This window comes from Streptomyces sp. NPDC048436 (assembly GCF_043200355.1).
In the GTDB taxonomy this organism is placed as follows: Bacteria; Actinomycetota; Actinomycetes; order Streptomycetales; family Streptomycetaceae; genus Streptomyces.
Map to the genome: position 1 here is coordinate 15518 of NZ_JBICXP010000014.1, position 14331 is coordinate 29848.

17 protein-coding genes are annotated in these 14331 nt (G+C 68.8%); 8 read left to right on the top strand and 9 right to left on the bottom strand.

Going from position 1 to position 14331, the window contains the following annotated elements:
- Positions 1-169 precede the first annotated feature (169 nt).
- The gene (locus tag ACGFX9_RS33610; protein WP_393481994.1) at positions 170-622 is read right to left on the bottom strand and encodes a GNAT family N-acetyltransferase; all 453 of its coding nucleotides are present in this window, start codon (positions 620-622) and stop codon (positions 170-172) included.
- Positions 623-682: 60 nt separating this feature from the next.
- Positions 683-1141: a MarR family winged helix-turn-helix transcriptional regulator gene (locus tag ACGFX9_RS33615; protein WP_393481997.1), complete on the bottom strand. Its 459-nt coding sequence runs from the start codon at positions 1139-1141 to the stop codon at positions 683-685.
- 141 nt (positions 1142-1282) lie between these two features.
- Between ACGFX9_RS33615 and ACGFX9_RS33620 the strand changes: the two genes are divergently transcribed.
- Both ACGFX9_RS33620 and ACGFX9_RS33625 read left to right on the top strand, forming a co-directional pair.
- Complete coding sequence (locus ACGFX9_RS33620; RefSeq protein ID WP_393482000.1) at positions 1283-2491, top strand: MFS transporter; 1209 nt, start codon at positions 1283-1285, stop codon at positions 2489-2491.
- Positions 2492-2538: 47 nt separating this feature from the next.
- The gene (locus tag ACGFX9_RS33625) at positions 2539-2964 is read left to right on the top strand and encodes a heme-binding protein (RefSeq protein WP_393482003.1); all 426 of its coding nucleotides are present in this window, start codon (positions 2539-2541) and stop codon (positions 2962-2964) included.
- A gap of 116 nt (positions 2965-3080) precedes the next feature.
- Here the strand turns inward: ACGFX9_RS33625 and ACGFX9_RS33630 are convergent, their stop codons facing one another.
- Both ACGFX9_RS33630 and ACGFX9_RS33635 read right to left on the bottom strand, forming a co-directional pair.
- Positions 3081-3950, bottom strand: a complete 870-nt coding sequence (locus ACGFX9_RS33630; RefSeq protein WP_393482006.1) for a GNAT family N-acetyltransferase — start codon at positions 3948-3950, stop codon at positions 3081-3083.
- 5 nt (positions 3951-3955) lie between these two features.
- Positions 3956-4522, bottom strand: a complete 567-nt coding sequence (locus ACGFX9_RS33635; RefSeq protein ID WP_393482009.1) for a DUF2269 domain-containing protein — start codon at positions 4520-4522, stop codon at positions 3956-3958.
- Between the two features lie 76 nt (positions 4523-4598).
- Here ACGFX9_RS33635 and ACGFX9_RS33640 point away from each other — a divergent pair, with 76 nt between their 5' ends.
- Together ACGFX9_RS33640 and ACGFX9_RS33645 are read left to right on the top strand one after the other, a co-directional pair.
- A complete protein-coding gene (locus ACGFX9_RS33640; protein ID WP_393482012.1) occupies positions 4599-5231 on the top strand; it encodes an HAD family hydrolase in 633 nt (210 codons plus the stop codon).
- Positions 5232-5626: 395 nt separating this feature from the next.
- Entirely contained in the window at positions 5627-7165 is a 1539-nt protein-coding gene (locus ACGFX9_RS33645; RefSeq protein ID WP_393482015.1) for a globin domain-containing protein, read from the top strand.
- On the opposite strand, the gene ACGFX9_RS33650 is transcribed toward ACGFX9_RS33645, so the two are convergent.
- The 4 genes from ACGFX9_RS33650 to ACGFX9_RS33665 all read right to left on the bottom strand — a co-directional run bounded on the left by ACGFX9_RS33650 (position 7162) and on the right by ACGFX9_RS33665 (position 10413).
- Complete coding sequence (locus ACGFX9_RS33650; protein ID WP_393482018.1) at positions 7162-7644, bottom strand: NUDIX domain-containing protein; 483 nt, start codon at positions 7642-7644, stop codon at positions 7162-7164. The genes ACGFX9_RS33645 and ACGFX9_RS33650 overlap by 4 nt on opposite strands.
- 59 nt (positions 7645-7703) lie before the next feature.
- The gene (locus tag ACGFX9_RS33655; RefSeq protein WP_393482021.1) at positions 7704-8609 is read right to left on the bottom strand and encodes a LysR family transcriptional regulator; all 906 of its coding nucleotides are present in this window, start codon (positions 8607-8609) and stop codon (positions 7704-7706) included.
- Between the two features lie 195 nt (positions 8610-8804).
- Entirely contained in the window at positions 8805-10010 is a 1206-nt protein-coding gene (locus ACGFX9_RS33660) for a cystathionine gamma-lyase (protein WP_393482023.1), read from the bottom strand.
- Positions 10011-10032: 22 nt separating this feature from the next.
- Positions 10033-10413, bottom strand: a complete 381-nt coding sequence (locus ACGFX9_RS33665; protein WP_393482025.1) for a phage holin family protein — start codon at positions 10411-10413, stop codon at positions 10033-10035.
- A gap of 71 nt (positions 10414-10484) precedes the next feature.
- Between ACGFX9_RS33665 and ACGFX9_RS33670 the strand changes: the two genes are divergently transcribed.
- From ACGFX9_RS33670 to ACGFX9_RS33685, 4 genes are all read left to right on the top strand, one after another.
- Positions 10485-10802, top strand: coding sequence for a cupin domain-containing protein (locus ACGFX9_RS33670; RefSeq protein WP_160506069.1), 318 nt, complete (start codon positions 10485-10487; stop codon positions 10800-10802).
- Between the two features lie 197 nt (positions 10803-10999).
- The gene (locus tag ACGFX9_RS33675; RefSeq protein WP_393482028.1) at positions 11000-11221 is read left to right on the top strand and encodes a DUF5326 family protein; all 222 of its coding nucleotides are present in this window, start codon (positions 11000-11002) and stop codon (positions 11219-11221) included.
- 300 nt (positions 11222-11521) lie between these two features.
- Entirely contained in the window at positions 11522-12235 is a 714-nt protein-coding gene (locus ACGFX9_RS33680; RefSeq protein ID WP_393482501.1) for an IclR family transcriptional regulator, read from the top strand.
- Positions 12236-12338: 103 nt separating this feature from the next.
- The gene (locus ACGFX9_RS33685; protein ID WP_393482031.1) at positions 12339-12776 is read left to right on the top strand and encodes an SsgA family sporulation/cell division regulator; all 438 of its coding nucleotides are present in this window, start codon (positions 12339-12341) and stop codon (positions 12774-12776) included.
- A 59-nt stretch (positions 12777-12835) separates the two neighbouring features.
- Here ACGFX9_RS33685 and ACGFX9_RS33690 read toward each other — a convergent pair whose 3' ends face one another.
- Positions 12836-14269, bottom strand: a complete 1434-nt coding sequence (locus tag ACGFX9_RS33690; RefSeq protein WP_393482034.1) for a YibE/F family protein — start codon at positions 14267-14269, stop codon at positions 12836-12838.
- Between the last annotated feature and the right edge of the window lie 62 nt (positions 14270-14331).

The following is a 14331-nucleotide window of genomic DNA, read 5'->3' on the forward strand; positions in this document are numbered from 1 at the left end:
GGGGGGGGGGGGGGGCGCCGGGGGGGGGTGGGGGCTTGGTGTTGTGGGGGCGGGGGCCCCAGCAACACTGGGGGGGGGGGTTTTTTTTACCCCCACACCCCCCCCCCCCCCACCACGTCACATCAAGCTTCAGAGCTCAGAGCTATCAAGCTTCTTCAGATCTCAGATCTCAGAGCTCCAGCTTGAAGCCCACATGCGACGCCTTGAACCCAAGCCGCTCATAGAAGCGTCGCGCGTCGGTGCGGGTGGCATCGGAGGTCAGCTGCACCAACTGGCAGTTCTGGCGCTGGGATTCGTCGACGGCCCACTCGATGAAGCGGGTACCGAGTCCGCTGCCGCGCTCTTCGGCATGGATGCGTACGCCCTCGATGATCGACCGGGTCGAGCCCTTCCGGGAGAGACCCGGGACGATCGTGAGCTGGAGCGTGCCGACGACGCGTCCCTCGCGTACGGCGACGACCAGGTGCTGGTTCGGGTCGCCGGCCAGTCGCTCGTACGCGGTGAGGTACGGAGTGAGGTCGTCCGGCGACTCGCGCGTGCTGCCCAGGGGGTCGTCGGCGAGCATCTCCACGATGGCGGGGATGTCGTCGGCGACCGCCGGGCGTATTTCAAGATCTCCCATGAGGCGCAGCATAGGCAGCCATCCGCCTCCCAGGCAGGCTGCTGCGTCCACGCCCCCGCCCTAAGCCGGTACGCGCACCGCTTCCACAGCCCTGACCAGCGGCGCGAGCTCCGGGGAGAGCGCCGCCTCGTCGAGCGCCTCACGCAGCGCGGCGTCATTGGTGGGACGCGCTTCGGCAAGCAGCGCGGTGCCCGACTCGCTGACGTCCGTGTAGATGCCGCGGCGGTCGGTGGGGCACAGGTAGCGGGAGAGCAGCCCACGGTCTTCGAGCCGGGTGACCAGGCGCGTGGTGGCGCTCTGGCTGAGCACGACGGCGTCGGCGACCTGCTTCATCTGCAGGTGGCCGCCCTCCCCGTCGTGCTGGCGGCTGAGGACATCGAGCAGGGAGTACTCGCGCACGCTCAGGTCGTGCTTGGCCTGCAGGGCGCGCTCGATGTGGGTCTCGATCCTCCCGTGAAGCAGGGAGAGCGCGCACCAGCCCTGCGCAAGGGCAGTCAGTGCGGGGTCCGTCGCTGTCATGGCTCTTGTTCCTCCGTCCCGGAGCTACTGAGAACCAGGGTAGTCCACCACTACAATATCCGGCGGTTGCAAGTAACCCGCGTGTGCAACTATTGTGGACGCAAGCTAAGCGCACCTGCAACCGCCTTGGAAGGTAGAACCATGCCTCTCGCGCTATTGGCCCTCGCGATCGGGGCCTTCGGAATCGGGACCACAGAGTTCGTGATCATGGGTCTGCTACCTGACGTCGCGGGTGACTTCGGCGTCTCCATCCCCACGGCCGGTCTCCTCGTCACCGGCTACGCACTCGGCGTCGTACTCGGCGCTCCCCTGATGACCGTCCTGGGCACCCGCATCTCGCGCAAGCGGATGCTGATGCTGCTCATGGGCCTGTTCATCGCGGGCAACCTGCTGTCCGCCGTGGCCCCGTCCTTCGGCGTCATGCTGGCGGGCCGCGTCGTCGCCTCGCTCGCCCACGGTGCCTTCTTCGGCATCGGCTCGGTCGTCGCGGCGGAACTGGTCGCACCGCAGAAGAAGGCCGGAGCGATCGCCATGATGTTCACGGGTCTCACCGTGGCCAACGTGGTCGGTGTGCCGCTCGGCACGCTCGTCGGGCAGACCCTCGGCTGGCGCACCACCTTCGCCATCGTCGCGGGGCTCGGCGTCATCGGCCTCGCCGGTATCGCCAAGCTCGTGCCGGACCTGCCCAAGCCCGAGGGCGTACGACTGCGCCACGAGCTGGCCGCGTTCCGCAACGTGCAGGTCCTGCTCGCCATGGCGATGACGATCCTCGGCTTCGGCGGAGTCTTCGCGGCCGTCACTTACCTCGCGCCGATGATGACGGACGTCGCCGGCTACGCGGACTCCTCGGTGACCTGGCTCCTCGTTCTCTTCGGCCTCGGCATGGTCGCGGGCAACCTCATCGGCGGGAAGTTCGCGGACCGCGCCCTGATGCCGCTGCTCTACATCTCGCTGGGCGCCCTGGCCGTCGTACTCGCCCTCTTCACCCTCACCGCGCACAACAAGATCGCGGCCGCCGTGACCATCGCGCTGATCGGCGCCCTGGGCTTCGCCACCGTGCCGCCCCTGCAGAAGCGGGTGCTCGACCAGGCCTCCGGCGCCCCGACGCTCGCCTCGGCCATGAACATCGGCGCCTTCAACCTCGGCAACGCGCTCTCGGCCTGGCTCGGCGGACTCGTGATCTCCGCGGGCCTGGGCTACACCGCCCCGAACTGGGTGGGCGCGGCGCTCGCCGGCTCCGCGCTGGTCCTCGCCGTCATCTCGGCCTGGCTGGAGCGCCGCTCGGCCGCTCCCAGCCGGGTCGTCGCGGGCGTGACCCCCGTCGAGCAGCCGACGCCCGTCCACCACTGACCCCACCCCCACCTCAGCACGAGCACCACCGCGCAAGGAGAAACCTCATGAGCACCACCACCCTCGCCGTCGCCCCGCTCACCACGCAGGACGCCGAGGCCCTCGTCGCCGCGGCACGCAGCGCGGCAAGGGCCGCCGATGTCACGGTCAGCGTCACCGTCCTGGACGCGGGCGGCCATCTGCTCGCCTTCCTCCGTGACGACCGTGCCGTGCTGATCTCCGGCGAGACCAGCACTCGGAAGGCGTACACGGCGCTCCAGCTCAACGCCCCGACCGCCGACCTCGTCGACCTGGTCAAGCCCGACGGACCGTTCCACACCCTGCCGACCGCCCTCGACCGCCCGCTCCTCTTCATCGCCGGAGGCGTCCCGGTCCATCGTGACGGGCGCCTGGTCGGTGCCATCGGGGTCGGCGGCGGAGCGCCCGAGCAGGACCACGGGTTCGCGACGGCGGCTGTGGAGGCCCTCGCGTAGTACGACAGAGGCCACGCGCGGCCAAGACGGAGACCCACCCCAAGTGCCGGATGAACCACGGCATTTGGGGCGGGCCTCTGTGTGCGCTCAGACGCGGCCGGCTGCGTCGGCTGTGCTCAGCCCGCCGCCACCGTCAGGGGCGCGAAGCGCCGGGTCCAGTCGCCGGGCAGCTCGGGAGCGCCGTACATCATCACGGCATTGAAGGCGACCGGCTCAAGCCCGCGCTCCTTCACCCAGGCGAGCAGCTCTTCATGGCGTACGTCGATGTCGGTACGCAGCGGTCGGTCCGAGCCGGCGGCGAGCGAACCGATGAGCGCCTTCGCGGTCTCCGTGTCGGGAGCGACCAGCGGGCCGATGACATGGGTCTCCATGCTCGGCCAGGCTGCCGCGTAGCCGGTGATGCGGCCATCCGTCTCCGCCACCCGCAGCTGGTCGACGAAGGCGGGAAGGCGGGTGATCACGTGCATCCGGTCGAGACCGAAGACCTCGGTGTCGAGACGGACGATCGAGGACAGGTCTTCCGCGGTCGCCGATCGGGTGGCGACATCGGGCAGCGGGCCGTCGGACGTGAACCGGCCGCAGACCATCTCGGCGCGCCCGGTGGTCTTGAAACCGAGCTGCTCGTAGAGAGGGATCCCGTTCGGTGTCGCGTGCAGGGTGAGCGGCGTGGTGCCCGCGCCATCGACGACGTACTGCATGAGGCGGCGGCCGAGGCCCTTGCGGGCGTGCCGCTCGGCGACGAGGACCATGCCGATCGCTCCGAGGCCGGGGCGTTCGTACGGTCCGTACTCGGTCACCACGCAGGCAGCGATGAGGCCGTCACCGTCAGGGTCGTCGATGCCGTAACCCGTGCCGGCCGAGAGCAGCAGCCCCCATTTATGGTCCTCGCGTGGCCAGCCGCGATCCTGCGACAGGTCGGCGCAGGCGGTGAGATCACGGAGGGTCAGCCGGCGGATGGGCAGTGCGGAGAGTGAAGGTGTCGACACTCGGCTCAGGCTGTCTGACGTACGTCCTTGGCGTCCACCGGTTTGTGGGTAGAAGCACGTTGGATTTGGTCACGTCGTTTCCGGTCACGTTGCCTCTGGCCACGGCGGGTCAGACCCCAGGGCTTCAGTACCGACAGGATCGTCATGAAGAGATAGGCGCTCAGCGACACGATGGGTCCGGCGATCAGGCCGGTCGGGTTCGCCGGCGGGGAGCCCGCGGACACGGTGGCCACCGTGTCGTTGATGCCGGGGCGCAGCGCGAACGCGGAAGCGGCTGTGGTGGCCAGGGTCAGCCAGAACTTCGTATAGACCCAGCGGTGCTTGGAGAGTCCCCAGGGAGTGCCGAGCGACAGCAGGAGACCGCTCAGGAGCGTGAGCAGCGCGAGGGGGAGCACCAGCCAGTCGGCGAAGAGCTTCATGGAACGGGCGGCGGCTTCGGTAGTCGCGGCGGAGCCGGTGGTGATGGCCGCGAAGGCGAGTGCGAGCAGCCCGAGCGTGAGCCCGAGCCAGCCCGCGGCAGCGGTGACATGGACGACGAGGGTGGCCCGGCGAGCGGGGCGGCTTAGTTTCACGTGAAACACGGTGCCGCGATCGGCGGCCGAGGGCGTCTGACGGCGGGAGTATCCGCGGGTACTAGCCTCGGCGTACATGGGACGCCTTCACCTCTTCGACCTGGACGGAACACTGCTGCACGGCTCGGCGGCGCCCGTGGAGATCTCCCGCCAGCTCGGCCTCGATGCGGAGATCGCGGAGCTGGAGCGGGATTTCGTGACGCAGCGGATCGACTCCCCTCAGTACGCGGTCCGTGTGCACGCCCTGTGGGCGGAGCTCACGGACGCGCAGGTGACGGCGGCTTTCGAGGGGGCGCCGTGGCTGACGGGGATCAGGGAGACCTGGGCGGAGATCCGTGAGGGAGGCGACTACTGCGCCGTGATCTCGCTGTCGCCGTCGTTCTTCGTGGAGCGGCTCGTCGGGTGGGGCGCGCATGCCGCGTACGGGTCGCTTTTCCCCTCCGTTCCGTTCACCGAGCCGGTGAATCCGACGGGCATTCTCAACGCCGCGGCCAAGGTGAAGATCGCGGACCGGCTGTGTGAAGAGTTCGGGGTGGGGCGGTCCGATTGTGTCGCTTACGGCGACTCGCTCTCGGACCTGGAGCTGTTCGGCGTGGTGCCTGTCTCGGTCGCTGTCAATGCGGATCAGCGACTGGTTGGGCTCGCTACCCACGCTTATGTCGGGCGTGATCTGCGTAAGGCGTATGAATTGGTGCGCGGCGCCCGTTAATTGAGGCGATTGACGGGCACAGCGGCGCCGAATTCATGGTGAAGCAAGGTGGGACTTGTGTGCTGGACGGCTGCCGGTATGGTCGAGTCCGGTTCGAGCCGGGTGCATCTCAGCGCACTCCTGGGGGCATGGGCGGCGGTCGACGCAGCCTAACGGGGCGAAGAGATCGAAGACCTGAACTTTCCGTTATGTGGCCATGGCGATGATGGGGGATGGGACGCTGCTGTGTGATGACTGCGGACAATGTCACATTTCCTGCCTACTTGTCCGTAGGGTCCGGTAACCGGGGTTCAATGTGGCCACATTGGCTTCCAGGGCAGAGCGGGGAAAGCAAGCAACTTCCTTCAGGGGAAGTGGCGCAGACCGACTGAGAGATGTTCGAGGCGAGGCACAGCATGGACGCTCCGACCACCACGTCGGCGGGCAACGGAACTTCCGGCGACAACGGCGGTGGAGGCGGCTGGTTCACACCACGCAAGGCGCCGAAGCAGCCGGAGGGCGGCGAGTCGGCACGGCCCGAGGGCGGTGAGCCTGAGTCGGCCGAAGGGCGCCGGGTGGCCGCCATACGTCCACTGGGCAGGTCTGGCGCGGTTGAGTCTCCGTCCGCTTCGGAGGGACACCCCGAGGGGCAGCCCGCGCCGCAGCGAGCGCCTGAGGGTCGAATACCTGCCGCGCCGGAGGGGGCAGAGCCGGGCGGCACTCCGCAGCAGCAGCCGCAGGGCCAGTCGGGCGCCCCGCAGCCCCCCCAGCAGAGTCAACCCGCCCCCCAGCCGCAGCCCCAGCAGCCCCAGGCGCGGTCAGAGCCCCGCCCCTCCTCCCCCAAGGGCTCCCCCGACGCGATCCTGGTCCAGCGCACCATGGCCGAAATCGGCCCCGTCTCCGACAAGGTGACGTCGTACTTCTACGCGCTGCTCTTCACCCGGCACCCCGACCTGCGCCCCCTGTTCCCCGCCGCGATGGACACCCAGCGCGACCGGCTGCTCAAGGCGCTGCTGACCGCGGCCGAGCACATCGACCACACGGACGTCCTCCTCGCGTACCTGAAGAACCTCGGCCGCGGCCACCGAAAGTACGGCACCCAGCCTGAGCACTACCCGGCCGTCGGCGAGTGCCTGATCGGCTCGCTCAGCCGGTACGCGAGCGCGGTCTGGGACGACGACACCGAGGCCGCCTGGGTCCGGACGTACACGAAGATCTCCCAGATCATGATCGACGCGGCCGCAGCGGACGAACTGCGCGCCCCCGCCTGGTGGTTGGCCGAGGTCGTCTCACACGACCTCAGGACGCCTGACATCGCTGTCGTGACCGTCCGCCCCGACCAGCCCTACCCCTTCCTCGCCGGGCAGTACACGAGCCTGGAGACGCCTTGGTGGCCGCGGATCTGGCGCCACTACTCGTTCGCGTCGGCCCCGCGCTCCGACGGGCTGCTCTCCTTCCACGTGAAGGCCGTGCCCGCGGGCTGGGTGTCCAACGCCCTTGTGCATCACGCTCGGCCGGGTGACGTCCTGCGGCTCGGCCCGCCGGCCGGATCGATGACCGTCGACCACACCACCGACAGCGGGCTGCTCTGTCTGGGCGGCGGCACCGGCATCGCCCCCATCAAGGCGCTCGTCGAGGACGTCGCCGAGCATGGTGAGCGGCGCCCGGTCGAGGTCTTCTACGGCGCCCGCACCGACCACGATCTGTACGACATCGACACGATGATGCGTCTCCAGCAGACCCACCCCTGGCTCGCGGTCCGCCCGGTTGTCGACGATCACGCCCAGTTCCCGGACGCCGTGCGCGAGTTCGGCCCCTGGAACGAGTTCGACGCCTACCTCTCGGGCCCGCCCGGCATGATCCGCAGTGGCGTGGACGCTCTGCGGGACGTCGGCATCCCGGCAGGCCGGATCCGCCACGACTCCGTGGAGGAGCTGGTGGCGACGGGCGACTAGCCGAGATCGGGGGCGTGCATGGCGCGTACGCCCTCGATGTTGCCGTCCAGATAGTGCCGCAGCGACAGCGGTACGAGGTGGACCGAGGCGATGCCGACTCGGGTGAAGGGCACGTGGACGATTTCGTACTCGCCGCAGGGCTCGTCCATCTCGGGGCCGTGCCGCAGCGAGATGTCCATGGACTCCAGTCGGCAGACGAAGAAATGCTGCACCTTGACGCCGGTCGCGCCGCCGTCCTCGCCGATGTGCTCCACGGTGTCCACGAAGCAGGGCACGACGTCGGAGATCTTGGCGCCGAGTTCCTCGTGCACCTCGCGATGGAGCGCGTCCACGACGGTCGCGTCCTCCGCCTCCACGCCGCCGCCCGGAGTGACCCAGTAGGGATCGACGCCGGGCTTGGTCCGCTTGATAAGGATCAGGTCGTCGCCGTCGAGCAGGACGGCGCGTGCGGTGCGCTTGACCACGGGTCGGACGGTCATGGGAGGAATGTGGCCCGGACTGTTCCACGTGAAACATCGTGAACCAATCGGAGCCTCGTTCAAGCCCAGTCAACGGCAGCACGCAACAGCCACTCATGCGCCCGCGCGATGTGCGGCATGGCGAGCGTGCCGGTGCGTACGACGAGGAAATACGTGCGCAGAGGAGGCACCGCCGGGTCCAGCAGGGCCACGACCTTGCCACTCTCCAGAGCGGGCGCGCACAAGTAGCGGGGCAGTACCGCGAGTCCCGCCCCTGTGGCCACGCAGGCGAGCACCGCACGCAGGTCCGGCACGATCACGGCGCCCGATGCGGCCGGACGGGTGTCGAAGACGGTGGCCCAGTAACGGGCGACCAGCGGCAGCGACTCGTGCACCTCCACCACCGGCAGATTCTCCAGAGCGGACACGCCTTTGCGGCGCAGCTTGCCGGGGCCGATGCGCGCGGCCCAGCCCGGCCCTGCGACCAGGACGTGTTCCTCGTCGCAGAGCGGAGTGGCGGTGAGCAGCGCGCCGCGCGGTCGGGCCGTGGTGATGGCCAGGTCGTGGTGCCCGGCGGAGAGCCCTTCGATGACTTCCTCCGCGTTGCCGAACGAGGCGCGCAGCGCGTAGCCCTGGCCGTCCTGTCCGGTGAGCGCGGTGAGGGCGGGCAGCGCACGGGCCGCGGTGAACTCCGGCGGCCCCGCGAGGTGAAGGGTGCGTACGGAAGAGTCCTCGTCGACCCCGGTCTCGGCGATCTCCACGAGGGCGTCGAGATGAGGCGCGGCCTTGTGCGCGAGCTCGTCGCCGATGGTCGTGGGGGTCACGCCGCGCGCCTGGCGCAGGAAGAGGGGGCGGCCCAACTGCCGCTCGAGGGTGCGTATCTGCGAGGTCACCGCGGGCTGTGAGAGGCCCAGCAGGGCAGCCGCGCGGGTGAAGGAGCCGGCCCGGTGCACGGTCACAAACGTGCGTAAGAGGGCCAGGTCCACGGCGGCATCCCTCCCCTCCCGGCGCTCGGGCCGCGCCCAACTATAAATATGTCGATAGGCCTCTGTCGCTACTGTGATTGGACACTGACACAGAGTCAACTAGCCTTGTTCGCGCGGTTCTTCGCTCGCGGAACCGGAACGGTCCGAGCCACGAGGGGGGAGGCTCGGACCGTTCATTGTGCGTAGCCCGGGCCGTCAGCCCGCCGTTTCGTCCAGTGCGCGCAGCACGTCCGCCACCAGGTCATCAGGGTCCTCGGACCCGGCGGAGAGACGGATGAACCCCTCCGGTACGGCGTCCCCGCCCCAGCGGCCACGCCGCTCGGCGGTGGAACGCACGCCGCCGAAGCTTGTGGCGTCGTCCACCAGGCGCAGGGCGCCGAGGAAACGTTCGGCGCGCGTGCGTGAGGGCAGCGTGAACGAGACCACGCACCCGTAGCGCCGCATCTGCCGCGAGGCGACCTCGTACGAGGGGTCGTCGGGAAGCCCGGGATAGCGGAGCCCGGTCACCTCACCACAGGCGCGCAGCGCTTCGGCGAGCGCCAAGGCGTTGGCGTTCTGGCGCTCGGCGCGTAGTTGGAGCGTGGCGAGCGAGCGATGCGCCAGCCAGGCTTCCATCGGCCCCGGAATCGCCCCGACGATCTTGCGCCAGCGCCGCACGGAAGCGGTCAGCTCCGCGTCACGGCAGGCGACGTACCCGAGGAGGATGTCGCCGTGGCCGGTGAGCATCTTGGTGCCGCTGGCCACGGAGAAGTCAGCGCCGAGTTCGAGCGGGCGCTGACCGAGCGGCGTGGCCAGGGTGTTGTCGACCGCCACCAGGGTGCCCTGCGCGTGCGCCGCGTCGGCGAGACGCCGGACGTCGCACACGTCGAGGCCCGGGTTCGACGGCGTCTCGATCCAGAGCAGTTTGGCGCCGTCCAGGACGCCGAGCTGCGCGTCGCCCGCGGTCGGAGCCGTGCGCACCTCAATGCCGTACGCGGTGAGCTGCTCTCTGACCAGGGGCAGCGCCTGGTAGCCGTCGTCCGGCAGGACCACCGTGTCACCGGCGCGCAGCTGCGAGAAGAGCACCGCCGAGATGGCGGCCATCCCGGAGGCGAAGACGAGGGTTTCCACATCGGCGCGGGAGCCGCCGGCATCGGAGGCCCCGTCCCCGCCGGCCCCCGCACCCGGCGCCTCGAGCTCGCCGATGGCCCGCTCCAGGTGCGTCCAGGTCGGGTTGTCGTCGCGCCCGTAGGTGTACGGCCCGGTGATGTCTCCCGGCAGGTGGAAGTGCGCCGCGAACACCGGGCCCGGCAGGGTCGGCTCGTGCTTCACCGGCTCGGGGAGCCCGGCGCGCACGGCTCTGGTCCCGTCGCCCATGCCGACGCCTGTTCCCGCGGCCATCGTTCCTTCGAAGTCCGTCATGCCGCCCGCCCTTCCACTGCGCTCAGTCCTTGTCGTCGGGCAGGACGACGTTCAGCGCCCAGGACACGATCGAGATGATCAGGCCGCCCAGGATGGCGGTCCAGAGCCCTTCCACGTGGAAACTCACGTCGAACTTGTCGGCGAGCCACGAGGTGAGCAGCAGCATCAGGGCGTTGACCACGAGGGTGATCAGGCCGAGGGTCAGGATGAAAAGCGGGAAGGTGAGGACCTTCACGATCGGCTTGACCAGGAAGTTCACCAGGCCGAAGATCAGCGCCACGACGATCAGCGTGAGCGCCTTCTTGCCCGTGCTGTCGCCGGTCAGGGTGATCTTGTCGAGGAGCCATACGGCCACGGCCAGGGCCGCCGCGTTGGCGATCGTCTTGACTACGAAATTCTTCATGTGTCTGATCGTTGCAGACGGACGGTCAGAGCGGTCGGCCGGCGAACTGGGGCAAGGGGCGTACGAGGACGATGAAGGCATTCCGGCTGGATGAACTGGAGACGGAGCGTGCCGCGAACGACGGCGCGTATCTGCAGTTTCTGCGCGAGCGGAACATGTCGGTCGGGCTGTACGCGCTCGACGCCGGGGAGTCCGATCCCCAGCAGCCGCACCAGCAGGACGAGGTGTACATGATCGTCAGTGGCCGGGCGTCGATCACCGTCGGCATGGAGACGACTCAAGTCGCACGCGGCAGCGTGGTGTACGTGCCGGCTGGAGTGGCCCACAAGTTCCACCACATCAGCGAGGACCTGCGGGTCCTCGTCGTCTTCTCTCCGCCGGAGGGCTGACTTCTCAGGGCTGCGACCTCGGGGTTCCCTAGGGGGCGGATCAGGGGAGGACAAGGGATCCGAGGCCCCCGTTGGGCTCTCTGCCGCCTTAGCATCGAATGCAGGAAGTCAGAGATGCACGAAGTCATAGACGCGGAGATGCAGAGACGCAGAGATGCGGAGATGCAGACACCAAGAGATCAGAAAGAGGTAAGACGATGGCTGCGCAGGAGATCTTCTCGGGATTGCCGTGGTGGGTGAAGTGGGTCGCGGTGCCGGTCGTCGCCCTGGTCGTGTTCGGCGGTTTGATAGCGACCGTCGTGGGATTCGTGGTCGGCCTGTTGTTCAAGGCACTGATTTTCGTCGCCCTCGTGGGTGGACTCATCTACGTCGTACGGAAGTTCATATCCGGGTCGTCCTCTTCGCGCAGCGACTGGTGACTTCTCGCGACAGTTAGCTCGGGCGGGGGAAGTTTCCTGGTGGGGCGCCTTGGAGCGGTGGCTAAGGGTTAGAGTCCGAAACCGACGCGGAGTGAGCTCCGTGCACGGGCGCACTGCGCTTCCACCCGTGTATCCCCGGGCACGGGCGGAACACCCCACGCGTTTCGGGAGTGAACCTTGGCCACGGTTGACGCCAAACACGCCGCCACCTCGTCCAACGAGCCCTCGTACGGGGCTTCGTCGACTGAAGTGGACTCAACTGCCACCTCACCGACCCTGATTGGCTCCGTCCAGCGGGCCATGCGGCTGCTGGAGGCCGCCTCCGAGCATCAGGAGGGGGCACCGGCCAAGCAGTTGGCCCGGGAGGCCGGGCTCGCGTTGCCGACCGCGTACCACCTGCTGCGCACGCTGACCCACGAAGGCTATCTACGCCGTGAGAAGGGCATGCTCGTGCTCGGCGAGGCTGCCGAACAGCTCAGTTCTAGCGGGGCGCAGCAGAATCGTCGCGGCATGATCGACGAAGCCCTGGCGCACTGGCGCGACACCATCGGTGTACCGGTGTACTTCGCCGTCTACCGCGAGGGCGAGATCGAGGTCGTCGCCGTCGCGGACACGCCCGGCAATCCGGCCGTGACGGAGTGGGCCGACTTCCGTGAGACCGGACACGCCCATGCCATCGGGCAGTGTCTGCTCTCCCAACTCGACGACGGGCAGCGCCGGGACCACCTGGATCGCCATCCGGTGCAGTCGATCACCCGCTACTCGGTCCGGGACAACCAGAGCTTCATGCGCCGCCTGAACGGGATGGGCCGGATGAAGCCGGTGGTGGAGCGGCAGGAGTACGCACTGGGCTCGGTCTGTGCCGCGATTCCGATCACCGCGGGCAACACGGCGGCCACAATGGCGATTTCCGTTCCCTCCTGTCAAGCAGACCGGCTGTTGCCTGCGGCTCTGCGCCTGCAAGATGAGATCGGAAGGCTACTGGGGACACTCGCCTTCTCTATCAGCATCTGAAAACTCACTCCTTGTGATCTGATGTGTACGTTGAGCAAGATGCCATGAGTGTCAGGGAGTTGGTTCCTGGCCAGTCGAGGTTTAGCGACGGGGTAGGCGGGCGATGCGCGAGTCGGTCCAGGCAGAGGTCATGATGAACTTCCTCGTTTCCGAGGAGCTGTCCTTCCGCATCCCGGTGGAGCTGCGTTATGAAACCGGCGATCCCTACGCCGTCCGGTTGACCTTCCATCTCCCCGGCGACGCTCCCGTGACCTGGGCCTTCGGGCGCGAGCTGCTGGTCGACGGGGTCCTCAGGGCATGCGGCGACGGGGATGTGCACATCGCGCCCACCGATCCCGAGCTGCTCGAAGAAGCCCTCATCAGGCTTCAGGTAGGCGCGGACCAGGCGCTGTTCCGGGTAGGGATCTTGCCGCTGCTCGCCTTCCTGGACCGTACGGACAAGTTGGTTCCGCTGGGGCAGGAGCGGGCGCTCGCCGACTTCGAGACGCATCTGGACGAGGCGCTGGACCGGATCCTCGCCGAGGAGCAGAGCGCGGGCTGAGCTCCGCATTTCTGACCGAAGCCGCACGGCAGATTGGTGCATTTTGTGGCATCGGCGGTTCAGGCCTTGCGCCGCCGGCCCTTTCCGCCACGGCTCTGCTTGGGGGCTGGGGCTGGGGCTGGGGCCGGGGTGGCACCGTCTCCCGGTCGGTCCGCGAGCCCTGAGCGGGCGGCAGGGGCGGCCCGGCCGGCAGGGGCCGTGCGGGCTGCGGGCGTCGAGCGGTCGGCCGAGACCACCAGGGCGGCCAGCGCCGTCGTCACCGGGACGGAGGCGACCAGGCCGATCGAGCCGACCAGGGTGCGCACGATCTCCTCGGCGACCAACTCGCTGTTGGCCACCGTGCCCACGCTGCTCTGGGCGATCGAGAAGAGCAGCAGCAGCGGCAGCGCGGCGCCCGCGTAGGCCAGGACCAGGGTGTTGACGACCGAGGCGATGTGATCGCGGCCGATGCGGATGGCCGCGCCGTACAGACCGCGCCAGCCCATCGTGGGGTTGGCCTGGTGCAGTTCCCAGACCGCGGACGTCTGGGTCACCGTCACGTCGTCGAGCACGCCGAGCGAGCCGATGATGACGCCGGCGAGCAGCAGGCCGCTCATGTCGATGGACGGGTACAGGCCGTGGATCAGGCCGGTGTTGTCGTCCGTGTTGCCGGTCAGCGAGGCCCAGCCGATGAAGAGCGAGCCGAGGAGCCCGATGAGGAGCAGTGAGATGAGCGTGCCCAGGACCGCGACCGATGTACGCGCCGTGATCCCGTGGCACAGATAGAGCGCGATCAGCATGATGGCGCTGGCTCCGACCACCGCCACGACCAGCGGATTCGAGCCCTGGAGGATCGCCGGCAGGATGAAGAAGGTCAGGACCAGGAAGCTCAACGCCAGTGCGACCAGGGCCATGACGCCGCGCATCCGCCCCACCACGACGACGGCGAGGGCGAAGATCCCGGCGAGCAGCGCCATGGGGAGCTTGCGGTTCACGTCGGTGACCGAGTACTGCAGGGCCTCGGGGGCCGTGGGCTCGTAGGCGACCACCACCTCCTGGCCCTGGCGCAACTGCCGCGGGGAGTCCGGCTGGACGATCTCGATGAAGGTGCGGCCGGTGTCCTTGCCGCTCGTCACCTTGATCGTCGCCTTCTTGCAGATGCCCTTCGCGCGGGATTCCGCGGACTGGCCCTCGGCGGTGGAGGTGTCTCCGTTGGGCGGCGTCTGCGAGGCGTTCACGTCCTTGCAGGGCAGCTCCTCCAGCTTCGCCACCTCGGCCGACTGCGTCTGCCGGTCGAAGCCGACTCCGGTGCGCTCGTGGGACGGTGCGCCCCCTGGCCACAGCACCGCGAGTCCCACGACGACCGCCGCGGCGAAAGGAATCAGCACGGCGGCGATGACCTTGCGCAGATGCTTGGAGACGGGCGCTGCCGGACCATGGCTGTGGGAGTGCCCATGCGGGTCCGGAGGCACGTTCGGGACGGGCGGCTGGGACGGCGGCTGTGTGGTGGTCACTGCCCGATCATCGCAAGAACGGAGGGGGCCCTCTGTTCAGCGCGCCCGACAGGACGCTAGCG